General features: G+C 47.5%; 20 protein-coding genes. 12 read left to right on the plus strand and 8 right to left on the minus strand.

Annotated elements, in window-relative coordinates; all coding sequences use genetic code 11:
- Window positions 1–16 precede the first annotated feature (16 nt).
- From dctP to JSQ97_RS03360, 9 genes are all read left to right on the plus strand, one after another.
- Complete coding sequence (dctP, locus tag JSQ97_RS03320; protein ID WP_205074735.1) at window positions 17–1,033, plus strand: TRAP transporter substrate-binding protein DctP; 1,017 nt, start codon at window positions 17–19, stop codon at window positions 1,031–1,033.
- A 63-nt stretch (window positions 1,034–1,096) separates the two neighbouring features.
- The gene (locus JSQ97_RS03325) at window positions 1,097–1,606 is read left to right on the plus strand and encodes a TRAP transporter small permease (protein ID WP_205074736.1); all 510 of its coding nucleotides are present in this window, start codon (window positions 1,097–1,099) and stop codon (window positions 1,604–1,606) included.
- On the plus strand, window positions 1,606–2,886 hold the full coding sequence (locus JSQ97_RS03330) for a TRAP transporter large permease (RefSeq protein ID WP_205074737.1): 1,281 nt from the start codon (window positions 1,606–1,608) through the stop codon (window positions 2,884–2,886). Before JSQ97_RS03325 ends, JSQ97_RS03330 begins: the two co-directional genes overlap by 1 nt.
- 76 nt (window positions 2,887–2,962) lie before the next feature.
- A complete protein-coding gene (locus JSQ97_RS03335) occupies window positions 2,963–3,601 on the plus strand; it encodes a bifunctional 4-hydroxy-2-oxoglutarate aldolase/2-dehydro-3-deoxy-phosphogluconate aldolase (protein ID WP_205074738.1) in 639 nt (212 codons plus the stop codon).
- Between the two features lie 37 nt (window positions 3,602–3,638).
- The gene (locus tag JSQ97_RS03340; protein WP_205074739.1) at window positions 3,639–4,649 is read left to right on the plus strand and encodes a 2-dehydro-3-deoxygalactonokinase; all 1,011 of its coding nucleotides are present in this window, start codon (window positions 3,639–3,641) and stop codon (window positions 4,647–4,649) included.
- Window positions 4,650–4,824: 175 nt separating this feature from the next.
- A complete protein-coding gene (fusA, locus tag JSQ97_RS03345; protein WP_205074740.1) occupies window positions 4,825–6,876 on the plus strand; it encodes an elongation factor G in 2,052 nt (683 codons plus the stop codon).
- Window positions 6,877–7,038: 162 nt separating this feature from the next.
- Window positions 7,039–7,893, plus strand: coding sequence for an MBL fold metallo-hydrolase (locus JSQ97_RS03350; protein ID WP_239446900.1), 855 nt, complete (start codon window positions 7,039–7,041; stop codon window positions 7,891–7,893).
- Window positions 7,894–8,050: 157 nt separating this feature from the next.
- Window positions 8,051–9,817, plus strand: coding sequence for a flavocytochrome c (locus JSQ97_RS03355; protein ID WP_205074741.1), 1,767 nt, complete (start codon window positions 8,051–8,053; stop codon window positions 9,815–9,817).
- Between the two features lie 891 nt (window positions 9,818–10,708).
- Complete coding sequence (locus JSQ97_RS03360) at window positions 10,709–11,830, plus strand: ABC transporter ATP-binding protein (RefSeq protein ID WP_205074742.1); 1,122 nt, start codon at window positions 10,709–10,711, stop codon at window positions 11,828–11,830.
- Window positions 11,831–12,020: 190 nt separating this feature from the next.
- Here the strand turns inward: JSQ97_RS03360 and JSQ97_RS03365 are convergent, their stop codons facing one another.
- The 4 genes from JSQ97_RS03365 to JSQ97_RS03380 all read right to left on the minus strand — a co-directional run bounded on the left by JSQ97_RS03365 (window position 12,021) and on the right by JSQ97_RS03380 (window position 16,841).
- Window positions 12,021–12,779 (minus strand): amino acid ABC transporter ATP-binding protein, encoded by a 759-nt coding sequence (locus JSQ97_RS03365; RefSeq protein WP_239446906.1) that lies wholly within the window; start codon window positions 12,777–12,779, stop codon window positions 12,021–12,023.
- A 2-nt stretch (window positions 12,780–12,781) separates the two neighbouring features.
- Window positions 12,782–14,164: an OmpA family protein gene (locus tag JSQ97_RS03370; RefSeq protein WP_205074743.1), complete on the minus strand. Its 1,383-nt coding sequence runs from the start codon at window positions 14,162–14,164 to the stop codon at window positions 12,782–12,784.
- A 239-nt stretch (window positions 14,165–14,403) separates the two neighbouring features.
- On the minus strand, window positions 14,404–15,783 hold the full coding sequence (locus JSQ97_RS03375; protein ID WP_205074744.1) for a lytic transglycosylase domain-containing protein: 1,380 nt from the start codon (window positions 15,781–15,783) through the stop codon (window positions 14,404–14,406).
- Entirely contained in the window at window positions 15,780–16,841 is a 1,062-nt protein-coding gene (locus JSQ97_RS03380; RefSeq protein ID WP_239446901.1) for a tetratricopeptide repeat protein, read from the minus strand. Before JSQ97_RS03380 ends, JSQ97_RS03375 begins: the two co-directional genes overlap by 4 nt.
- A gap of 66 nt (window positions 16,842–16,907) precedes the next feature.
- Between JSQ97_RS03380 and JSQ97_RS03385 the strand changes: the two genes are divergently transcribed.
- The 3 genes from JSQ97_RS03385 to JSQ97_RS03395 are packed head-to-tail and all read left to right on the plus strand — an operon-like array spanning window position 16,908 to window position 20,905.
- A complete protein-coding gene (locus tag JSQ97_RS03385) occupies window positions 16,908–17,522 on the plus strand; it encodes a hypothetical protein (RefSeq protein ID WP_205074745.1) in 615 nt (204 codons plus the stop codon).
- Window positions 17,523–17,525: 3 nt separating this feature from the next.
- The gene (locus tag JSQ97_RS03390) at window positions 17,526–19,289 is read left to right on the plus strand and encodes a tetratricopeptide repeat protein (RefSeq protein WP_205074746.1); all 1,764 of its coding nucleotides are present in this window, start codon (window positions 17,526–17,528) and stop codon (window positions 19,287–19,289) included.
- Window positions 19,286–20,905: a CapA family protein gene (locus tag JSQ97_RS03395; RefSeq protein WP_205074747.1), complete on the plus strand. Its 1,620-nt coding sequence runs from the start codon at window positions 19,286–19,288 to the stop codon at window positions 20,903–20,905. Before JSQ97_RS03390 ends, JSQ97_RS03395 begins: the two co-directional genes overlap by 4 nt.
- Window positions 20,906–21,035: 130 nt before the next feature.
- Here JSQ97_RS03395 and JSQ97_RS03400 read toward each other — a convergent pair whose 3' ends face one another.
- The 4 genes from JSQ97_RS03400 to JSQ97_RS03415 all read right to left on the minus strand — a co-directional run.
- Window positions 21,036–22,628 (minus strand): glucose-6-phosphate isomerase, encoded by a 1,593-nt coding sequence (locus tag JSQ97_RS03400; protein ID WP_205074748.1) that lies wholly within the window; start codon window positions 22,626–22,628, stop codon window positions 21,036–21,038.
- A gap of 510 nt (window positions 22,629–23,138) precedes the next feature.
- Window positions 23,139–23,525, minus strand: a complete 387-nt coding sequence (locus JSQ97_RS03405; RefSeq protein ID WP_205074749.1) for a PIN domain-containing protein — start codon at window positions 23,523–23,525, stop codon at window positions 23,139–23,141.
- Window positions 23,522–23,746: a hypothetical protein gene (locus JSQ97_RS03410; protein ID WP_205074750.1), complete on the minus strand. Its 225-nt coding sequence runs from the start codon at window positions 23,744–23,746 to the stop codon at window positions 23,522–23,524. The genes JSQ97_RS03405 and JSQ97_RS03410 overlap by 4 nt, the downstream gene beginning before the upstream one ends.
- Before the next feature lie 11 nt (window positions 23,747–23,757).
- On the minus strand, window positions 23,758–24,175 hold a 418-nt coding region (locus JSQ97_RS03415; protein ID WP_205074751.1), incomplete at its 5' end, for a DUF4917 family protein.

Here is a 24,175-nt window from a genome sequence, read left to right on the forward strand (position 1 = left end):
TAGAAAGGAGGAAATTATGAAAGGTAATGTAATGAGAAATGCAGGATCGGTAATCTGTTGCTGCATGATGGTGTTTGCTTTTTCTTGCTCAAAAAAAGAAAAAGATATGAAACTCACTTCATCGGCTCCGATCAATTTTAAAATCGGTCATGATGGTGCGGAAGGAGTTCCGTGTTCTCTTGCCCTTGCCAGGTTTAAGGAGCTGGTCGAGAAAAAAACTGACGGTGCGATACAAATCAGTGTGTATAATAACGGAACACTGGGGAGCGCTAACGATTATATTGTGAACTGTCAGCTTGGCACACTTGACATGGGAAGTGTTAACCAGAGCGTTCTCTCAAGTTTTGTGCCCGATCTTGCTGCAATGGATATTCCGTATCTCCTTAAAGACTATGCGCAGGCGGATGCATGCTATACAGGTAAAGTCGGTCAGTATTATATGGACGAAACAAGCAGTCTTACTGATCTTGAAGTGCTTGCTATTTGGGAAGTCGGGTATCGTGTATTGACTAATGACAAGCATCCCGTAAATAAGATGGCTGACATTAAAGGTTTGAGAATCCGTACCATGGATAATAAAATTCATCAGGATTTCTGGAAATCTCTCGGTGCCGATCCCGTACCGATGAGTTGGGGTGAAGCTTACACTGCATTACAGCAAGGTGCAATAGACGGCTGTGAAAATGCAATAAGTATGATACTTGGAAACAATGTTGCGGAAGTTAATAAACATCTGGCGATTACTAACCATGTATACAGCTCACAATTCCTCATTATCGGAAAGAAATCATGGGAAAAGCTTTCTGATGAGCAAAAGAAAATAATGCGTGAATGTGCACTTGAAGCAGGGCAGTATGAGCGTGAAGTTCAACGTAAACAGGCTGGCGATGCTGTTGAAAAACTGAAGGAAAAGGGGATGAAAGTAACATATCCTGAAATCAGTGAATTTACGGATTATGCCAAGACGTTCAAGAAAAAATATGAAAGCCAGTACAAGAATGTGCTTGATTTGGTTGAAGAAACGGCAAGATAAGGCTGTGTAAACATTTATGGCAGCCGGCCTAATGATCAGTCGGTCGGCTGCCAGGAGAAATGTATGAATAAAATAAAAGAAGCGTATTCAAATTTCCAAAATATTATGCACTCTTTATCGGGTATCGCTTTATCGGTTTTTATGGTAATCATCATCATCGAAGTATTTACTCGATACGTTGTATTTCATTCCCTCCCTTGGTCTGAGGAACTTTCCCGATATGTCTTTATTTTTATGCTGATGATGAGTTTGAATTTGTGTATTTCAAGCAAAATGCTGATAAAAATAGACGCAATCGATACGCTTGTAAAGGGATTTCCCGGGAAAATACTTATTGCTGTCCGCGAGTTTATCGGTTTGTTTGTTTGTACGGGAATTGCAATCTTCTGTACGAATTTGTTTCGTGTCGGTATGATTCAAAAGAGTCCTGCAATTAGGCTTCCGATGATTATTATGTATTCAATAGTTTTTTTAGGTTTTTGCTTATCTTCAATATCAGCGTTTTTTTGTTTTATCGAATCGGTGATTGACCTGTTGCATAAAAATGAAAAAATTGAATCAGGGAGAAAATGATGGGTATCGCGGCATCATGTCTTATTATTGTTTTGGTTGTCTGTTTGTTGGCTGGTGTGCCGATAATTTGGTCTCTTGGACTTGCATCAATGATTTCCATTATATTAAATCCTGATTTGAGTCTTGTTGTCGTTGCGCAGCGTCTGTTTGCGGGTGCCGACTCGTTTTCTTTGCTTGCCGTTCCCGCTTTTATGTTGGCAGGAGACATCATGGCAAAAGGAGGGCTTTCCAAGAGGCTTGTAAACTTGGCAGACAGTCTTGTCGGTTGGATTAGCGGAGGAATTTCTATTGTTTCTATTGTTGCCTGTACGTTCTTTGCGGCCATCTCCGGTTCGTCGGTTGCGACGACAGCTGCAATCGGCGGCCTGATGTACCCTGAAATGGTAAAAAGAGGATATCCTGAAGACTATTCGGCAGCATTGCAGGCAATTGGAGGAACACTTGGAATAGTTATCCCTCCGAGTGTTGTGTTTGTTATTTACGGAAATGTAACCGGGGTATCGATATCGAAACTTCTCATGTCCGGTGTTCTTTCAGGGCTGTTCTGCTGTCTGATGCTTTGTGTGCTTGCATTTGTTATTGCCAAGAAAAAGAAATTTCCAAAAGAACATTCATTTTCAGGGAAAAAAGTATTAAAAGCTCTGAAGGACTCCGTTTTTGCGCTTCTTATGCCGCTGATTATTCTCGGTGGAATTTATGCCGGAATTTTTACTCCGACGGAAGCTGCGGCTGTTGCCGTTCTATATGGTACGATAATATGCGTTTTCGTTTATCGTGAAATAACTACGAAAGAACTTTGGCGGATTATGCGTGGAACTGTAAAATCCGCATGTAATATCATGATGCTTGTTGCAATGGCACAAGTATTTGCTTATCTCATTACTTATTATGACATAACAAACAGGATCGCGTATGCAGTTCTTGGTGTTTGCCATACCAAGATTGTCTTTCTGCTTATGATTAATCTGTTGCTTATTATTGCAGGTATGTTTCTTGATAACGGTTCCATCATTTTGATCTTGGGACCCATTCTTGCTCCTTTGGCGGTTCAATATGGAATTGATCCTGTTCATTTCGGCTTAATCGTTGTATTTCTCCTTGCAATGGGTCAATGTACTCCTCCGTTTGGTACATGTATGTTTGTTTCATGCGGTGTTGCCAACAGACCTGTTGGTGGGGTTGCAAGACAGTTGATGCCTTTTATTTTGGTTGAAATATTATGCGGTTTGATTTTTTCATTTGTCCCGGCTTTTTCAACGTTAATCCCAAACATGCTGTGATCGGTAACGGATGATTTTTTTATTATAAGAGCTTGTCGTATGAATAAACGACAGAAAAAAGGAGGCATGGTTTTTTATGGATACATTATCTATGATTCATCAGAATAAAATTGTCGCTATTGCAAGAAAGGTTGCTGTTTCAGATATTGTTGATACTGTCCGCTCTCTGTTTGACGGCGGGATCCGTTGTATTGAAATTACATTTGACCAAGCCTCGCGAACCTGTATGACAGATACATGTGAATCGATAGAGGCTGTAAAAAAAGCGTTCGGAGATGTTATGTGTATAGGAGCTGGTACCGTTTTAAACGTGGAACAGGTAAAAGGAGCCGCTTCTTCCGGTGCCGACTTTATTCTTGCACCGAACACCGATGTTGCTGTTATTGCGGAAGTAAAACGACTTGGATTGATTGCAGTACCTGGGGCTTTTTCACCGACTGAAATTATGACGGCATGGAATGCAGGCGCGGATATCGTAAAGATTTTTCCGGTAGATGCTTTGGGCGTATCTTACATAAAAAGTATCCGAGGTCCAATCAGTCATATTCCGCTTATGGCTGTCGGTGGCGTTACTGTAGACAATATAAAAATATTCCTTGATAATAGCTTTTGCAGCTGCGGTATCGGTTCTAATATTGTACGAAATGATTTGATTGCGGCGGGAAAGTTTAATGAACTTACCGAACTGGCAAAAACTTTTATGCAAGCGATTTGATACTATAAAATCCGAGTAGTAAGAAGAGAATTCTATTTTGAAAAATAATATGTATGAAGTCTATTTTGATTCGGGCACTACAAATACGAGAATGTACGTGCTTAATACGTCAGGTGAACTTATATTCACTTCAAAAAAATCCGTCGGCTCAAAAGATACGGTACTTACAAACGACAGACAGTTCTTGGTCAGAGAACTCTACGCGCTTTATAATTCTATGCTCGAACATCTTCATTTAAAGGACTCCGATATAAGTTCGATTTGGATGTCAGGCATGGTAACAAGTAAAAACGGTATTATTGAAGTTCCGTATATTTCTGTACCTATTACGCTTAAATTTCTTGCCGATGAAGTTTTTACCTATTTTGAACCTAATTTTTTCAGACGGGATATACTTTTTATTCCGGGAATAAAAAGTGTACCGAAAGAGTTGCAGATAGAAATTTCCAATGTAGATCAAGTAAATAATATGCGTGGGGAAGAGACGGAAATAATGGGTATCCTTAGCTGTGGAATTGCGACGAAAGGTTCCTGTGTAATCGTACTTCCCGGCTCTCATACGCAGGTTGCGATTTTGCAGGATGGTATTATAGTAAATATCATTTCAACGGTTACAGGCGAATTATACAAAGCCATTCAGAAAGAGACCATACTCAGTGAAAATCTTACGGATGTTGGTTCTGCCGTTGATAAAGAGATGGTGGCGCTGGGATACAAAAATTTGGTCCGACATGGCTTTAACAGGGCCATTTATATAGTGCGCTCTCTACTTCTTTTTACGGAAGCTACCGACTTTCAAAGATCAAGCTATCTTGAAGGGGTTTTGAACGGCGGTGTGATCCAAGCCGTTAAGGCCGTATTAGGTGAAAAGAGCAATGTAAATTTTTTCATAAGCGGATCGGAAACTCAATATCAAATATTTTCTGCCATAACTGAAAAATATTGTCCTGATTTTACTGTACGGAAAATTTCTGTCGAAAATGATTTTCCGTTTTCACTGTTGGGATTTAAAGCGATTAAAAGCGAATACTCTGTCGGAACAAAATAAAATTGCGCGTAAAGCGAGGTTCCGGCAGCGTGCCGACCGAAAGCATACCTTTATTTTGAAATACTTTCGACATTCAGGCTATATACGCTCCGCGTGATTTCCGTGTCCCCGCACGTTCCCGTTCGCACCATTCCGTTCGCTTGCTCCTTCTTCCTCTTTTCTATATACTCGCGTTATGCAGCTGAATAAAATACGGAATATCGGGATCATGGCGCACATCGACGCGGGCAAAACGACGACGACGGAGCGCATCCTCTATTATACGAAAAAAATTCACAAAATCGGCGAAATCGATGACGGTCAGGCAACGATGGATTTTTTGCCGCAGGAACAGGCGCGCGGCATTACGATTGCGAGTGCGGCGACGACGACCGAGTGGAAAGGCTTTCAAATCAATATCATCGATACGCCGGGGCATGTCGATTTTACCGCCGAAGTCGAGCGCTCTCTGCGCGTGCTCGACGGTGCGGTCGCCGTCATCTGCGCGGTCGACGGCGTGCAGCCGCAGACGGAAACGGTGTGGCGACAGGCGGACACGTTTAAAGTGCCGCGCCTGTGTTTTATGAATAAAATGGATCGCGTCGGCGCCGACTTTTTCGGTTCGATGGAAGACGTGCACGAAAAGTTCGGAGTCGAATGCGTCGCTCTCCAGATCCCGATCGGCGAAGGAAGCGATTTTGAAGGCGTCATCGATCTTTTGACGATGCAGGAGATCCGCTGGAACGAAGACGATGACGGAGAAACTTTTTCATTTTCCGATATCGCTCCGGAACGCAAAGAAAAAGCGGACGAATGGCGGGCGAAGCTCGTCGATCAGGTCGCATCGGCCGACGATTTTCTTGCGGAATTATATCTCGAAGGAAAAGAGATAACGACGGAACAGCTGAAAGATGCGATACGCAAAGAGACGATAGCGCGTGCAATCGTTCCGTTTGTGATGGGAAGCGCCCGCCGCAATCAGGGCGTGCAGCCGCTCATCGATGCACTTATCGATTATCTTCCGGCACCCGATGAAGTGCCGCCCGCCGTCGGTTTGCACATAAAGCGCGACAAAGAAGAAAAGATCGAAGTGCCGTGTCAGGAAAACGGAGCCGCCGTCGGTTTGGTGTTTAAAATCCAGCACGATCCGAATATGGGGCTCCTGTGTTTTGTGCGCATGTATTCGGGAAAAATTGCGAGCGGCACGCAAGTGTATAACGTCAACAAAAAAAAGCGCGAGAGAGTCAACAGAATTTTCAGGATCAACGCGGACAAAGAAGAGCCGATCGACAGTATCGCTGCAGGCGATATCGCAGCGTTTATCGGATTGAAACTCGCGCAGACGGGCGACACGCTCGGCAGCGAGGGCATGCCGGTGCTCCTTGAAAAACCGCAGTTTCCCGAACCGGTCATATCGGTTTCTCTCGAACCCGAATCGCTCGCCGAGCGCGACAGGATGAACGATACGCTTGCGATCCTTTCGCGGGAAGATCCGACGTTTACGTATCACGAAGACGCGGAAACGGGTCAACTGATAATCAGCGGCATGGGTGAGCTGCATCTCGACGTACTCGTCACGCGCATGCAGGACGATTTTAAAGTGAAGTGCCGCGTGGGCTCTCCGCAAGTGACTTATCGCGAAGCGGTGACCGCAAGCGCGGACGCGAGCGAAAGCTACAGCAAAGTGCTCGGCGGAAAAGAAAATACGGCGGGCATAACGGTTCACGTCGAGCCGCGTCCTCAAGGTGAGGGGAACTCGTACGCGTGTACCGTAAAGAAGGGCGATATCCCCGACGAAATTTTCGAAGCGATGAAAAGCGCGTTCGAAAGCTCTCTCCAATCGGGAATCAAATTCGGTTATCCCTGTACCGATACCGCCGTCACCGTAACCGATGTCGATTACAGCGAATTGACGTCGACGACGTTCGCATTTGAAGCGTGCGCCGCCGCGGTTTTCGACAAAGCCTGTTCGGTCGCAAAACCGGAATTGCTCGAACCCGTTATGGACGTCGATATTTCCTGTCCGAAAGAATTCGTCGGAGACGCGATGAACCAGATGACGAGCCGCGGCGGTATTATACTCGGACAGGATTCGAAGCAGACGGGCGAAATCGTTCACGCGCAGGCACCGATGGCGAAGATGTTCGGCTTTTCGACGAGCCTCCGTTCGGCGACGCAGGGCAGGGCGTCTTTTTCGATGGAGTTCAGTCATTTTCAAGTAAAACCCGGCGGATTGAACGCGTTTTAAATTGCACGTTTGATGCGGATATATAATGGAACTCCTCTAAAAATTGAATTTTTTTTCGAATCTTTCAATAATTATTAAATAATAAAATCCTTGCGTTCTTTTGGAATCGGCCTTACAATTAACCTCGTAATAATCGGTAAAGGAGATGGTTTTATGAGTTTAATGGATTATTTTGCAATTCATGTTGTTCCGAAAGTGTACAGAGGAAAAGGAGCTTTCCATCCTGCGGAAACCGGAAAATTGACGGAAAACGTAAGCTGCGTAAGAGAATACGATGTCAATATCTTTTTTATCCGCAAGGGTAACACTCTGATCGCAATAGATTCCGGGTACAAAAATCATCATGCTCTTTTGCCGGGGTGCAAAAAAATCGGAATCGATCCTAAAACGGTTCAGGCGCTGTTTCTTACGCATGCGGACCCGGATCATGCAGGCGGCTTGGATATTCGCTGTGAAAATTGTTTTATTAACGCTGAAATTTATCTGGGCGAAATTGAAGAAAATTATTTGACAAATACCGTATATCGTAAAAAAATCGGCCCGTTCGGATTAAAAAATTCCGTAAAAATAAAAGACAATTATCACCTGCTTAAAGACGGCCAATCCGTTTCCGTCGATGATTTGACGATACAGCCGTTTTTAGTTCCCGGCCATACGCTCGGGCACTTGATGTATTTAATCGACAACGAACTGCTTTTTACGGGAGATTCCATTGCACTGAATCAAGACGGCGGATGGTGTTTTTTTGATCTGTTCAACTGCAACAGTGAAATGAATATCGAATCCTTGAAAGCATTAAAGGAAAAACTGGATTTAAATAGAATTAAGTATGTATTTACTTCCCATAACGGATTTACGGATAAAGTGAAGTCTGTCTTTGCGCATGTCGATGTTATTCCGAAATGGAATGAAAAAGGATTTATATTTGATAAAACTGCCCCTTATGATTGTTTTGCCGATCACGGTAGTGGCGGACGCCTTAAACTGCCGAATAGAGACCGGACAGGCCGTCATTGACTTAAAAGCCGGCTATCCGTTAAGTGCGGAGAGGCTGTAAGAAAAAAATCGACTGTACTCCCGATCAGCCCTGCCGTTCGCCTTGTCGCTTTACGGCAAATAGTATAACATGGCGGCGTATTCAACGTTCTATTATCAATCATTAGGAGTAATCGCAATGAAATTGTACCAAAAAATTACATGTGCGCTTTTGATCGTATGCGCCGCCGTTTTTACGGCGTGCGGCGGATCGGGAAAATTAAAAGACGGAACGTACACCGAGTCTTCCGTCGGGCACAACGGAACGCTTACGCTGGAAACCGTTATCAAAGACGGAAAGATAGCCGACATCAAAACCGTCGAAAGCTCGGAGACGAAGGGGCTCGGACAGGCGGCCGTTGATCTATTGTGCCGCGCTATCGTAGAAAACAACAGCATTCAAGTCGATACGCTTACCGGCGCGACGATATCGTCGAACTGCGTCAAGCGGATCATGCAGGAAACGGTAAAAAAAGCCGGCGCGTCGGATAAGACGATCGCTTCGATGGCGGCTGTCGCAGTGCGTCCGGCTGCGGAAAAAACTTCCTACGAATACGACATCGTGGTTATCGGCGCGGGCGGAGCCGGTTTGACGGCGGCTATTACGGCGAAGCAGGGCGGCGCTTCCGTCGCCGTGCTTGAAAAAAACGGCTTTGCGGGCGGTAATACGATGGTATCGGGCGGCGGTTTGAACGTCGCAGGTTCCGATTTGCAGCAAAAAAACGGCATAACCGATTCCGTCGAAAAATTTACCGAAGATACGCTGAAAGGCGGCGACTATAAAAACGATCCCGTACTCGTCGGCATTATGGCGCGCAATTCCGTTGCGGCGTACAATTGGCTGCGCGACGATATCGGCGTGCCGTTTATGCAGGAGCGCGTGCAGCAGTTCGGCGGACATTCGGTTCCCCGCGCGTGCGTACCCGTCGGAAACAGCGGTTATACTATAACCGAAGCGCTCGTAAAAAAATGCGAAACGCTCGGAATCGATATCTTTTACGAAACGAAGGCGGTAAAATTACTGAAAGAAAACGATGTCGTTACGGGCGTTGAAGCTGAAAACGGCGGTAAAACCGTTTCGTTTGTCGCAAAAAAAGGCGTCGTGCTGGCGACCGGCGGATTCGGGGCGAATGTAGCGATGCGCGTCGAATACAATCCCGCATACGGAAGCGAATACAAAACGACGTGCATACAAGCAGCACAGGGCGACGGCATCGTTATGGCGCAGGCTGTCGGAGCAAAGCTCGTCGATATGGGTTATATTCAAGTTTATCCTACCTGCAATCCCAAAACGGGGATCATCTCTTACGTCGCCAATTCCCGCTTCGACGGCGCCGTTTTAGTCAATAAAGAGGGACACCGCTTTGTAAACGAAGGCGGCAGGCGCGACGTTATTTCACAGGCGATTCTCGCACAGACGGATAAATGCGCGTATTTGGTGTGGGGAAGCGAAATCGAATCGGCGGGAAAGATGACGCAGATACACGCCAAAGAATTCGAACAGCTGAAAGCGACGAATCTGCTCGTTCAAGCGGACACGCTGGAAGATGCGGCAAAAGCCGCCGGGATCGACGCTGCCGCTCTCGCTGCCGAAATTGCGGAATTCAATTCCTTTGTCGACGGCAAAAAAGATCCGAAGTTCCAAAAAACCGGCGCGTTCAGAAAGATCGCCGAAGGACCGTTTTATATAGAAACGGTGACGCCTTCAACTCACCACACGATGGGCGGCGTCGCGATCGACGCGCAAACCCGTGTGCAGAGCGTCTCGGGCGGAGCGATTAAGCGCCTCTTTGCCGCAGGCGAAGTTGTCGGCGGCATTCACGGTACGAATCGTTTGGGCGGCAACGCCATCACCGATATCATCGTTTTCGGACGCATTGCGGGAAGCGAAGCGCTGAAAGATTGATCGCCGTTTCCGAAGGGGGAGGCTTCCCCCTTCGGATTAAGAATGTTTAAAAAACTTTTTTTTAGTGTTTCAAAGAATCATTCAAAAAAATCGTTGAATTCGAAGAGTGTCAATAATGAAAAAATACGGATACATTTATGAAAAGGCACATGCGCTTGCAAATAAAAAATATAATTGACAGGAGGCGATAAAAATGAGCGCATATCGATTTTTTAAGAAAATAAAAGAAATATCCGATCCCGTTTCTTATGCGTATCGCTTCGCTGATTATATGCAACCGCTTGACGGTATGCTTACTATAAATAAAAAAGCAGCGGTTGCCGAAATAAAAAAGATAGCGACGGGTGACAGAGTTCCTACGCAGACTGCCGCTCTTGCAGCTTATATACTTTGCCGAGAAAATTTCCCTGAAAAGCGTACTTACGCAACTCATTGATTTTTAGGTACACGATAGCACAAATGATTCTATTTAGGCGGGTAAGGACAAATTCTGCAAGTTTTACCTATGAATTTTCCGGCGATGTATACGGCAAAGGTATATTAGAGATCGATCGTAATACGGGCAAAGTAACACTCATTGATTTTGTCGGTGATAAAAAAACAGCCGAAAAACTCGTCTTTATTGCACAAAAAAAATTACAAACGCAAAAATATCCGGAAAAATGCACATACGCCTATTATTAATGTGAGGGTGCGGACAGTCAATTAAAACGCCCTCTTTTCGGGGCGTTGCGGGGTGTCCCCGCTTGAGGGGGCAGCGCACAACGAAGTGTGCGCGAGGGGGAGACTTCCCCCCCTCAGATTTAAAAATCGTTTCCAAAAAATCGTTTGACAGCGCGTATTTTTTGCCGTATACTTATTTTTATAATATAACCCCAAGGGAGGCCTTTTATGGCAAAAGTTGAACTGAAGGGTGTCGGCAAAGTATACGAAGGCACGACGCGTGCCGTTACCGACGCCAATATCACGGTCGAAGACAAAGAGTTTTGCGTTTTCGTCGGCCCGTCCGGCTGCGGAAAATCGACGACGCTCCGCATGGTTGCGGGTCTTGAAGACATCACCGAAGGCAAGCTGTACATCGACGGCGTGGAGATGAACGATGTGCCGCCGAAGGATCGCGATATCGCTATGGTGTTCCAAAACTATGCGCTGTACCCGCACATGACGGTGTACGACAATATGGCTTTCGGTTTGAAGATCCGCAAAATGGACAAAGCGGAAATCGACCGCCGCGTAAAAGATGCGGCGAAGCAGCTCGACTTGACGCAGTATTTGAACCGTAAGCCGAAAGCGCTTTCCGGCGGTCAGCGCCAGCGCGTCGCAGTCGGCCGCGCGATCGTCCGCAATCCGAAAGTATTCCTCTTCGACGAACCTCTGTCGAACCTCGACGCGAAGCTCCGCGTTACGATGCGCTCCGAACTCGCCTCTCTGCATCAGAGGTTGCAGGCGACGATGATCTACGTTACGCACGATCAGATCGAAGCTATGACGCTCGGTACGAAGATCGTCGTTATGAAAGACGGATTTATTCAGCAGATCGGCGCGCCGCTCTATCTGTATAATTCTCCGATCAATAAATTCGTTGCGGGATTTATCGGCACGCCGCCGATGAATTTTATGACGGTCAAAGTCGCCGAAAAAGGCGGCAAGATCGTATGCGACGAAGGTTCGTTCGAAGTCGTTCCGACGGACGCACAGGCGAAAGAGCTTAAAGCTTTCGTCGGCAAAGAAGTGTCGTTCGGCATCCGCCCCGAGGACGTCGCGTTTTCGGAAAAGCCTGCCGCGGCGAACAATATGCAGATGAAGCTTACGAACAAAGAACCGCTCGGCTCGGAAACGCACCTCTATGTCGTTACGAATAAGGGACAAAACCTTATCGTCAAAACGTCGGCAAATGCCGACTTCCGTCTCGGCGATACGCTCAACTTCGTTCCGAATATGGAAAAGGCGAAGTTCTTCTCCAAAGAGGAAGGCGAGCCGAATATCTGCGACAAAGTCGAAAAGAAATGGTAAGCTGATTTGCTGCCGATAAAACCGCCGTAGCGATGCGGCGGTTTTTTATTCGGGTCGTTCAAAAACTTCAGTTTTTTGGCGGCTTCCTTGATTTTTTATTGCATATTGATTTTCCATATCGCAGCATGATCGAAATTATTTTTTCGGGCATACAGAGCCTCTGAAACGGTACGATATTTTCTGCCCTCGGCTATGCGTTGAATCTTGCCAAAAATGCTTTCGTACGCGCTTCTTTCGGACTGTCGATGACGTCTTTCGGTGTGCCCTGTTCGACGATGACACCTCCGTCCATAAATATGATATGACTGCTCGTGTCGCGCGCGAATGCCATTTCGTGAGTGACGACGACCATCGTCATCTTTTCCGCAGCAAGCGTTTTAATAACCGAAAGTATTTCACCGGTCAATTCCGGATCGAGGGCGCTTGTCGGTTCGTCGAACAACAGCACTTCCGGATTGAGCGCGAGTGCGCGCGCGATGCCGACTCGCTGCTGCTGTCCGCCCGAAAGTTCGTACGGATAATTCGATATTTTATCGGCGAGTCCCATGCGCGAAAGAAGATCGACGGCAAGAGAATTCGCTTCTTCCGCACTTTTTCCGAGAACGCGGCGGGGAGCGTCTGCGACGTTCTGCAAAACCGAATAGTGCGGAAATAAATTGAAATTCTGAAAGACAAGTCCCGTTTTCAACGCTATCGATCGGAGGGCGGCTTTATCCGCATAGACGCCGTCTTTGACGAGATTTTGCCCGCATATTGAAATGGAGCCGCCGCTTACCGTTTCAAGCTGCGTAATGCAGCGGAGGATTGTCGATTTCCCGCTCCCGGACGGTCCTATGATGCCGAGCACTTCGCCTTTGTGTACGGAAAGCGAAATATTTTTAATAATTTTCGTCGTTCCGAACGACTTCGAAAGATTTTCTATTTTAATAATTTCTTCGCTTTGCAGCATCATTAATAATCCCTCTGTATGTAGGTGTCTTTCGGGCGCACGGTGATGACGACGCGCCTGTTTTGACGCCGGCCTTCTTCGGTATCGTTCGACGCGGCGGGAAGCATGCCGCCGTAACCCCGGTAGCTGAAAAGAGAAGCGGGTATGCCGTCTGCGATGAGCGCATGCATGATCGTTTTCGTGCGCTCGATCGAAAGATTCATCTGACCTTCCGGTTTTCCGACATCGGCCGTATGCCCTTCGACGAGTATCGTATAACCGTCATTGTTTTTAATAATTTCTTTAAGAGATGATGCGATGCGTTCTATGCGCGGTTTTTCCGACGGCAAAAGCTCTGTCGAATCGGGTATGAACTTTACATTTGCGATCGATATGACGATACCTCTCAGTCCGTCGTCGACCTTCGTGTCGGGAACACCGCCGTTTGAACCGTTTTGATTTTTTTCGGCATCGCCGCCTCCGGTGATTTCGCGGCGGAGCGTATCGTAGGCTGCGTAGTACGAATCGTCTTTGAGAGGCGCGCTCACATCGTGCACAAGCTCTCCTTTGTCGAGGATGATGACGACTTTGCCCTCTTTTAAAAGCGCGCGGTTTTGCTCTACGGTGAGAATGCGAAGCGCATCATCGGTACGGATGACGGGATCGGTACGGTTTTTTCCGTACACTTTATACGCTTTGATATACAGCGGATCGTAGCCGATACGTTCGTGATATGCGCGTACGTCGTCCGCCTCTCCGTAAAGCACGATGCCGCTCGAGCGTGCTGCGTCGTAGGATACCATATCGCGTCCGTAAATCAAATCCATGTTTTCATCCCAAATACGCGGGAAAAAACACGGAGATGCGGCGCTTCGGACGTATTCGCCGTGGACGGGAAGTTTACCTCTCGCGTCTATAACGATACCCGAATACGCGCGGGATGCGACCGATTCGATCGGAACGGCAGGTACGTACGGCGTGCGCTGACGGAGCAGTATGCCGCTTATCGAAGGGACGGAAATCGTATCGGTGAGGGAGAGCGTGAGCGTTCTGCCTTTAAAAACAGGGCTTGTCATTTTTCCGCCGTAGACGATGTCGGTGATTTCTTTCATCGTAAGCGTACCGTCGAGTATCAAATCTCCGAGCTGCTTTGCGTTGTCGACGTACAGCGATAAAAGCGGATCTTTAATCAATGCGGGAAGTTTTACGTACATCGATTCCGATGCGGCGTTTTTGCCCGACGGCAGCGATATGCCGGCTTTTACCGTATCGAACGAAACTGATGAAACGAACTCTTGCTTTGTCCAATCGATACGGCTCACCGACGTCATCGCCCCGCTTTGCGAGGCAGCGCTCATTATCGAAACGAAACAGATACAGGCGGATAGTATAAATCTTTTTTGCATACGCACTCCCATAAAAACTTTTGCAGGATGTTTCGACATCCGAAAAAGTTTTTAGCCGTGCGCGTGCGCGCACACGTTCAATAGTCGAGTTTGCAAAATAAAGCGTATCGTATTCATGCGATTTTTATCGAAACGCCACATACACACGTCTTCTGTAAACATCCGCGCAAACTCGAGATAAAAAGCGACGGCGATATTTCAGACGGCGTTTTTTATCGTACCTCTTTAGAAATATCGGCTTATTTTACGGGTATGTAGAGGATTTTTCCGATCCGCAAAACCGCGTTCGATTTTACGTTGTTCGCATCGCACAGGGCGTCGACCGTTGTGCCGAAACGCTTGGCGATACCCCACAGCGAATCGCCCTCATGTACCGTATAGCGCGTTTGAAAACGGTAGGGTTCGATCGCGGCGATTGCGTCTTGAGCCGAGCGCGCCATACCTTCGGGTACGCGGATACGCCACGAAGATGAAGGCGGCGTGATGCCGCGGAAGAGCGCCGAATTGAGGGATGAAAGCGTGTCTTCGTCGATCTTCAATTCGTGTGCAAGTCGCTTGACCGAAATCGCGCCCTTCGTTTCGGCGTAATCGAAACGGCCGGCACGGGGATTGACGGGTTCGCCCTTTTCGTCTTTTGCCGACGGGAGGGCAACCACGTAGTATGCGGCGTTTTCCGCTGCGTCCGCGACGGCGAGAAGCTTCGGCACGTACTGCGCCGTTTGATCGCGCAGCTGCTTGTGTTCCGCCAAATACCAAAAATCTTTGCCGGGATTTTTTGCAAGCGCTCTCGCCATAGCGCCCGAACCGCAGTTGTACGCGGCGATCGCGAGAAGCCAATCGTGAAACATATTGAAATTTTCCTCGAGCTTTGCGAGCGCCGCATCGGTCGATTTCCACGGGTCGAGCCGCTCGTCGACAAAATCGTTTCTGACGAGGAAGGGCTTTGTGCTGTTCGCCATAAACTGCCAGAGGCCTACCGCACCGCTCCTCGATCTCGCGTTTGTCGTATAGCCCGATTCGACGACGGGAAGATATTCGAGCACCGAGGGCATGCCGCGCTCTTTGAGCTTCTCGCGGACATAGAGCCGGTACTGTTCACCGTTTTCGAGGACTGCGGAAAGCCATTTGACCGACTTTTCCGAAAGATAATAATCGCGGTATTTTTGTACGGACGGTCTGTGCGCTCCGGGAATGTCGAGCTCCTTATATGCGACCGAAAGCGGCATTTCATCCCGTGCGATCGGTTTGACTTCAACATCTTCGGCCGTTATGCCGTTTGAGGAGTCCGCGCTTTCCGAACGTTCGGCATCGTTTGAAGGGGGATTTCGGCTCTTGTCCGCACCGTTTGAAAAGCGATTTTGTTTGTCGTTTTCATTCGCCGCATCGAGTGTTTGTACGAGAGGAAGAGAAGCGAGTTCGTCTTCGAGCGATGCGGGATCGGAAACCGTTCGATTTGCCGAAGCGTCGATCGATACTCGCTCTTCAGCTGCGGCACCTGCGGCATCCGGAAAACGTTTTACCGACTTGTCGATCGATGAGCGATCTTCGCAGGCGGCGCGGGCGACAAATACAAAAACGCACGCCGCGCACAAAAGGGACGAGCGGAATGTCCGCGTCATAAGAGCCGTTCGCCCATGTAGATGCCCGCCCATTCCCAGTTGCCGTTTATGTCGGGATCGATCGGAAAATCGACTTTGCGGAAATACAAGTACCACACGGGTGAATAGGGATCCCATCCCCTCGTACGCAAATACGCTTCATTCGGCGTTGTCCCCCGTTCAAGCGTGTCGCTGAACGTAATGCGCTGTCCGCGCATATAGACGCGCAGGGAAAATTCTTTTTGCGAGTTCGGATTGTTTTCGTCCTGCGTCCACGACATATAAAAGAAGTTGATCTTTGAGCAATACTTGTCGAGCGCTCTCCAATCGTAGCGCGTGATCGCGCTTTTGACCGCATCGACGAGGGCGTCCAGGCTTTCAAAAGTCCAGTCTTTCGAAGAATTATTAAAATCGACCAGGCGGCGCGCGTCGGCGTATGCATTCGGTTCTCCCGCGATTTGAATCGTCGGAGCGTCGCTCTGTTCGAGAAACTGTACAAAAGAACGCAGTGCCGCTTCCCACTCGCTGTCTTTTTCGTATTCAAGGGCACGGCGGTAATACAGTTCCGTTACGCTGACGTCGGACGGAAATCGATTTATCATTTCATTGAAATACGCGATGCGCGTAGAGGACGTTTTGCTGATGCGGATGAGATTTTTAAGACACAAAAAGTGAACGGAACGCCCCTTTACGAGTAAGTCGGGATAATGGCGCAGGATGCGATCGAAATAATATTCCGCAAAGGGTTCCGCTCCTATCGAAAGGTATGCGTAACCGGTCATCAAAAGCCAATACGAATTGTATGCGTCGTCAGGATGCTTTTGCACCCAATCGGTTAAAAACAAAATGACGGATTGATATTCGTTTTGCGAAAGCATATTGTTTGCGATTTGATTGACGATCGCGTATCGGCTGCCCTCTGCAAGATCGGTTTTTTTGAGGAGGGAAGTAAGCTGTGCTTGTTCTCTCCGCTTAGGCTCCGCTGTGGCCACGGACGAAGGAAATGCAAAAATGCACGCGAGCAGAAGGACGATTCCCGCCGCATACGAAACCTTTTTCAGCATATTTTTTTTCGGCATACGGTACTGTAGCACGAGCGGGACTTATTGGCAAGACGCCGTATAAAGTGTATTCTATAAGATACCATGAAAAGACACAGTATGCGCTTTTACAATATGATCCTCGCTCTGGGGATATTTTTGATTACCGCGGGATTTATCATGTTTATTCTGTCGCCGGGCGGGACGGACAGCTTGTTTATGACCGCATGGCCCGTCGTCGGCATGGTCTTGGGAGCCGTGTTTTTATACTTTACGCTGTCGTTTACACATAATTCGTTTCACTTTTTCCTCGGTATATTCTGCGCTCTTTCGGGAATATTTTTCGGACTCGTTACAAGCGGTGTCGTCCCGAAAACGCTGCACGAATGGTGGCCCGCTTCGGTCGTCTTCGCTTCTCTTGCGCTTTTGGCATCGGGTTTTTACAAAGCGCATAAACTGCGCATCGCCTATACCTTTCCGGCGGTGACGCTGCTTTTGCTCGGCATCGTATTTTTGCTCTTTTCATTCCGCGCGATTCCCGTTTCGTTTAAAAGTTTCGCCCTCATGTTCGTCCCTTTTTTTATTATTATTTCCGGCGTTTTTATGGTCGTCCTTTTTCTGCTGCAGCGGAAATACAATCAGTTTTACGTCGAAGAGGACATTGAAGAATCGGAAGAGCTCGAAGTTGATGACGACGTTTTTTTTGACAAGGGATTATAATCGGTGCGTATTCGTTTTCCGAACGGAATAAAATTAATAATTATCGTTACGGTGATATGCGCGCTTTGTGCCTCTCCTCTGTGTGCCGCGCCGAAGAAGAAGTCTTCCCGTGCCGGAAATGCAGTGCCGGAAAACGCGGGTACAGGCGATACGGGGAGGGCGACCGCGATCGATGTACCCAAGCGGACGCGCCGCACCTACTTTTCCCGTATCGCCCCCGATGTGATGGCCGCCTCCGAAAACGCATCTCCCGATTCCATACGGACTGCCGTATCTCTTTTGCGAAAATCGGGAGCGGATTACACCGAGCCGGAAAAAGTACTTTTGAACGTGCTTTCGGGCATCATGAAAACGGTGTGGCTTTCCGAACGCGCCGATTGGGAAACGCCGCCCGTAAGCGAGGCGACTCCCTATCTCGGAGCGATCGATTCGGCGAAAAACGGTATCTACGATTTAAGCACCGGCAACGTCGATTTTTTTACGCTCGTCCTTCCGTCTCTCGTCGTCGTTAAAGCGGACGACGTTTCTTCTTATGCGGCTGTTGCGGAGCAGGCTCTCACGGCTGCCCTCACGCTTCGTCCCGACTCCGCTCTCGCTCATTATCTCATCGGCGTGCTCTACGTAAAGACGATGCGGTCGGAAAAAGCGCTCGATCATTTTTCGAACGCGGCAAAATCCGCGCTTTCGTGCAAAGAGATCGCATACGCCGAAGCGGATTGCTTAAAGCGACTGGGGAGGATGCAGGAAGCGCAGACGGCAGCGCTCTCGCTTTTGCATCGCTATCCTGCGGACATCGCGGTATTGAAGCTCTGCGCCGAAACTTCGTTCGCGCTTAAGGATTTTTCCGCAGCCGAAGAATACGTCGGCCGCGTGCTCCAACAGGAACCGAACGATTTGGATTACGTTTTGTTCCGCGCGCGCATTTTAGCCGGCAAAGGCGATTACATCCGTGCGGCTTCTCTCCTCGACGTATACGCGCGTCAGGATACGTCTTCGCGCGCCTACCTTTTGCTCCGCGCCCGCCTTCAGTACGAATGGAGCAAAAACTTCACCGCCGCATCCGAAACGATAGAACGCGCGCTTTCGCTGTACCCGAACGATTTGGACGTGTTGCTCTTCGCCGCACGCCTGGCTTCTTCGACGGCCGCTCCGCTTGCAGGGGTGACCGCAGAAGAATTTGCAAAGCGCGCGCTTGCAATCGATCCTGCAAATACGGAAGCGAAACGCTATGAGATCGACGGCATGATGCGCAGCGGAAAATGGAAGGGCGCATACGATTCGAGCAGATCGCTCATCGCTTCAAGCGGGGCGCTTCGAAGCGACATATTCGTGCACATCCGTATCTGTCTCGAACTCGGGAGGAATGATGAAGCGTGGAATCTCATCTCGCCGCTGTACGCCGAAAATCCCGACGACGACGACATATTGCAATCCTACGTTGTCGTGCTGAGCAAAACCGGCCGGAGTGCGCAGGCGCTTTCGCTTATCAATTCCCGTTTGCCGGCATCCTCTTCCCGAATGAAAAGTTTTTTTTATTACCGAAGGAGTTTTTTAGACGTTTCGCAGGAAGATTCCCTTGCCGATTTGCGTTCGAGCCTCATCGCAAACCCGCGAAACGCGGACGCGCTTTTCAGACTTTATGAAATTTATTACGGGCGGCGCGATTACCGCAAAGCCCAGTATTATCTCAAACAGGTCGTCGCCTTAGACCCGAACAACGCCGAAATGCGGAAACTTAACGAGGAGCTGTCGAAATTAATAAAATGATACGTTTTTATAAAAAAATCTGCGGAACGCTTGCCGCCGTCAAATTGGCAATTAACAATTTTTTTGCGGTAAAGATCACCGTTTTAAAATCGAAAGTCAAAAACTTTTTTGAGACGATCGAAAAAAATATTTTTCGCAATAAAAAAATGCGGGCGATTCTTTTTGTTTTCGCATCGTTCTTTTTTATCGTGCTTATCGTTCGGGCGTTCCGTCCCGCAAGACTTTTCGTCCGCGTGTCCGACGCGCTGTATGAGTCGTATAAAGCGGAATTTGAAACGGCGCAAAGCGAAAAACCTTCGTTCCGTTTTATAAAAGAAAGCGAGAATATACGCCCCTCGTTTTTCGGTGCCGTTCCCGTTACGCTAGGGCGCATTTCGGAAAGGACAGAAGTGCCGATCGCAAAAGAAGAGCGGGGCGAAAACGAAGTTTATTATCTTTTATCCGAAACGGAACTGCTCCCTTCGGTAAAAGCGGATTTTGCAAGCGACGGAACAGCGGCTTCGCCGCTCCTTTCTCCCGATGCGAGCGTTTCGTTTTCCGAGTCGGCTTCAATGCCCGAAGGCAATCGCGCGCTTCCAGTTGACGGCGTCTATGCCGGAAGCGAGGGCTATGCACTTTCCGTAAAGCGCTATGCCGTGTGCGTCTCATACGATAAAAGATATGCGGAAAAATTCACCGCACTCTGCGAAGCCGTCTTTGCGCCGAAAAGCGCATCCGCATGTAAAACGATTTTCGTTGCAAGCGTCGGCGATATTATGGTTGCGCGCGGCGTACAGGACATTTTGATCGGTCGTCCGGACGGCCTCGAAACGGTATTCGGAAATACGCTTTCGGTTTTGCAAAAAAACGATATTACGATCGGAAACCTCGAAGGCGTCGTAACGGCTTCAAAAAACAATGCGGTAAAAACCTATACGTTCCGCTTCGACGAAAGAGTGCTGCCGCACTTAAAAGACGCGGGATTCGATTATCTCATGCAGGCGAATAATCACGCTTACGATTTCGGAGAAGAAGGTTTTAAGGACACGCTCGCCGCTTTTGAAAAGTACGGCATACCGACAAGCGGCGCGGGACGCAATGCGGACGAGGCTAAAAAGTTTTATCATAAAACCGTCGGAGACACAACATTCGCGATCATTTCGTGCGGCGCCTTTCCCGTCGAACGTTCGGGGTTTAACGGCAAAACGACTGCAACTGCGACCGACACGCGGGCGGGCATTTTGTGGCAGAGCGACGAGCTTTTGGAGAGCGTCAAAAAAGAAAAAGCTGCAGGCGCTTTCGTCATCGTAAACGTGCACGGCGGAGAAGAGTACCGCTTTACGCCGACACAAAGTCAACGCCGCTTTTACGAAGCTTTGTGCAGCGCGGGTGCCGACGTCGTATTCGGAAGCCACCCGCACGTCCTCCAGCCCATCGAATGGTACGGCAAAAGCCTCATCGTCTACAGCCTCGGAAATTTTTTGTTCAACGGTATGGAAGGGATGCCGGGCGCGACCGAAAGCGAAATCGTGAGACTCGGCATCGTAGATAAACGCATTGCTTACTGCGAAATCTACAAAGCCGAACTTAAAGGAAAAACGGTTACGCTCAAGCGGCGCGCAGATGCGATAAAGTGAAAATTAATAAAAGTCTGAATGCCGAGTTCGAACGTATTTTAAAATAAAGGTATGCTTTCGGCGAAAATGATCGTCGTGCAATCGCCGAAAGCGTTTTGCGATTATCAAATACGCGCCGCGTTTTTCGGCTTTATCGCTTTATGAGCAATTCGGCGTACGCTTTGAGGTTCGCGTCCATTTTATCTTCGAGCACTGCGTTCGCAAGTTTTTTGCCGAGCTGTACGCCTTCCTGATCGAAACTGTTGATATTCCATAAAAACCCTTGGAACATCACTTTATTTTCGTAGTGCGAAAGGAGCGCACCGAGCGCTTCGGGCGTGAGTTTTTCGCCGTAGATGATGCTCGACGGCCGCTCTCCTGCAAAATATTTATTCGGATCATCGTCGTCTTTGCCGCATGCAAACGCGATGATCTGTGCGGCTACGTTCGCACCGAGTTTTTTTTGGCTCGTCGAACCTTTGACGACGATGTCTTTGCCGGCTTGGCTTTCTTTGAATGCGATAAACTGGAGCGGCACGATATTCGTTCCCTGATGCAAAAGCTGATAAAACGAATGCTGTCCGTTCGTTCCCGGTTCTCCGAATATGACGGGACCCGTCACATAATTGATTTTTTTACCGAAGCGGTTGACGCTTTTGCCGTTCGATTCCATATCGAGCTGCTGTAAGTGAGCGGGAAAGCGCACGAGCGCCTGCGAATAAGGGAGCACCGCCGTCATCGGATAGCCCTGCACGTTACGCTCATACACTCCGATGAGCGCGTCCATGAGAGCTGCGTTTTTTGTGATATCGGTTTCCGTTGCAAGCTTGTCTTCAGCCGCCATACCTTTAAGAATCTTTTCGAATACGTCAGCGCCGAATGCGAGGCTCAGCACCGCTCCTCCGACGGCGCTCGACGACGAATAGCGTCCGCCGATATAATCATCCATAAAAAATGCCGCAAGAAAATCCTTGCTCTTTGCGAGCGGGCTCGTTTCGCTCGTTACGGCGATCATGTGTTTTGCAGGATCGCAGCCGGCTTTTTTAATAAAATCGGCGACGAACATTTGATTCGTAAGCGTTTCAAGGGTCGTACCGCTTTTCGAAACGAGGATAAAAATCGTACGGGAAGGATCGAGAGACGCGATCACGGCAGCTCCGTCGTCCGGATCGACATTCGAAATAAAATGCGCTTTCATTTTGAACTTACTGTTCGCCTTCGCCCAATTTTCAAGGGCAAGGTAGAGCGCTCTCGGCCCCAAATCGCTTCCGCCGATGCCGATTTGGCACACTGCCGTATAAGGCTCGCCTTTTTCATTTACGAGTTTTCCCGAATGCACTCGCTCGGAAAAGTCCGCGATCGCCTTTTGCTGTGCGGTATAAAAATCGCGCTTGTTTACGTTTCCGTCGAATACGTCTTTGCCGAGCCTGCCCCTCGTCAAATGATGGAGCACCATGCGCCCCTCTCCCGTGTTGACGACTTCTCCGTTGTAGAGCGCGGAAAATTTTTCGATGAGCGATGCTTCTTTGACAAGCGATTTGAAAATCGAAAGGATTTGCCGGTTCACTTCTTTTGCCGCGTAGTTATATGCGAGACCCGAACTCATCGGGATCGAAAAGTCCGCGATGCGCTTTGCACCCGCCGCTCCTTTCAAAGCGTTTTTGACGGAAACGGCTCCTTTCAGCGAAAGAAGTTTTTTGTAGCTTTCCAGTTTGTTGAGATTGCACCATTCGACAGTTTTCATAAGATACCTCGGAATCGATACGATAAATTGTGAAGCGTTTGCAAAACGGCTGTGCGCCGGCGCTTATACGTATTACTTTAACAAAAATACGAAAAAAAAGATAGTCAAGTGCAGAGTCGATGATTGCGTCCGAAGCAAAGGGAGCGCCTTGTATGAACGCAGAAGCGGATCAGGGATATCGCCTTCGTGTGATTTTTTCAGGTAATTCAGAGCGAAAAGAATTGTGCAAAAACCGTATATTTATGCAATATTGCAGATATCTAAAATTAATAATTTTTGTTGTAAATTTGTAAAAAAGTGCGGTAAATCGGTCTGTTTTGAGAGGGGCGGGGCGATTTTTGGCGAATGATATGGTTGTATAAATATGCGATGTTATAATATATTTATGCGGGTATGTGCGGTGCTTTCGTGTGCAAGGCGTATGTTGTAAAATTTCTTCTAGGGGGATATGAAGATTTTTTCGCTGTGCAATTTTAAGGAACGATCAAAGATTACAATAGCAGCGATTATTTATTTTCTCGGGGAAAAAAGTTTGAGTTGAGGAATAGCCGTTTGCATCAGTTTAAAATGTTTATCGTTTGTCCAAACCTCGCAATCATATTTTATTGCAAGAAACGCAATCATAGCATCTTGAAACGGAACAACAAGTCCATGCTTCTTAAGTGTTATAAACTGTTTTGCAAGTGCAACCCAATCATTTTCTGCAAAATTCAAATAATAAAAATCTGCAAGGGACATTTGTATTTGTGCAAAATCATCAGCCGATTGACTCCCGCGTAAAAGCTCCGTTTTGATGACACCGCAAATTGCAATATCATTTTCTGAAAATATTTTTTCAGCAGCGACCGCAGGCTTATTCCAAAAATCTATGATAATATTTGTATCTGCCAAAATCATATTAAACTTGCCTCGCGTAATTCTGTAACAGAATTTTTATCAAGGTGAATTTTCCCGGCTAATGCAAAAAAGGCTTGTTTGTTTTTTGGTTTTATTTGCTCGGCATGATTTTCCATGAAATCACCTTGCTCCGCTTCAAGCAGTTTGATAAAAGCCGAAACCGGCGCTAATAGCGATTCGGGCAGCATTTTTACTTGTTCAATAACTGTTTCGTAAGACATTGGGAGACCTCCTATTTGTTATATGTAATTGTTTTTATATCAAAAAATATAATTTCCTTTTTCGGAAACCATTTTTTTGCTTTTTTCATATTGTCATCAATATCAGTTTCAAAGGATGATATGTAAACTTTATGAATTTTGCTTTTTTGTATTTGTGTAAAAATATGTGCATCATTATCAGATAGAGCACTTCCTAAAATAACTAAAGTTCCTTCCAGACTTTCCAGTTTGTTTAAGCCGTTAGTAAAATATGTTTCTCCTTTTATTTCTGCTTGTTTATTCTTATCACTAAATATGCATAAAATATTTTCTCGTCCATTTTCAACAATTTCTTCTATACGTTGGTATAAAGCCTTTTCACTTTGTTGTGTTATTTTATAAATCGACTTACCTTTCTTGTAAATATGAAAGGCTCCATGTAAGAAATAC

Origin of the sequence: Treponema sp. Marseille-Q4523 (assembly GCF_016901105.1) — a bacterium.
Taxonomy (GTDB): Bacteria; Spirochaetota; Spirochaetia; order Treponematales; family Treponemataceae; genus Treponema_D.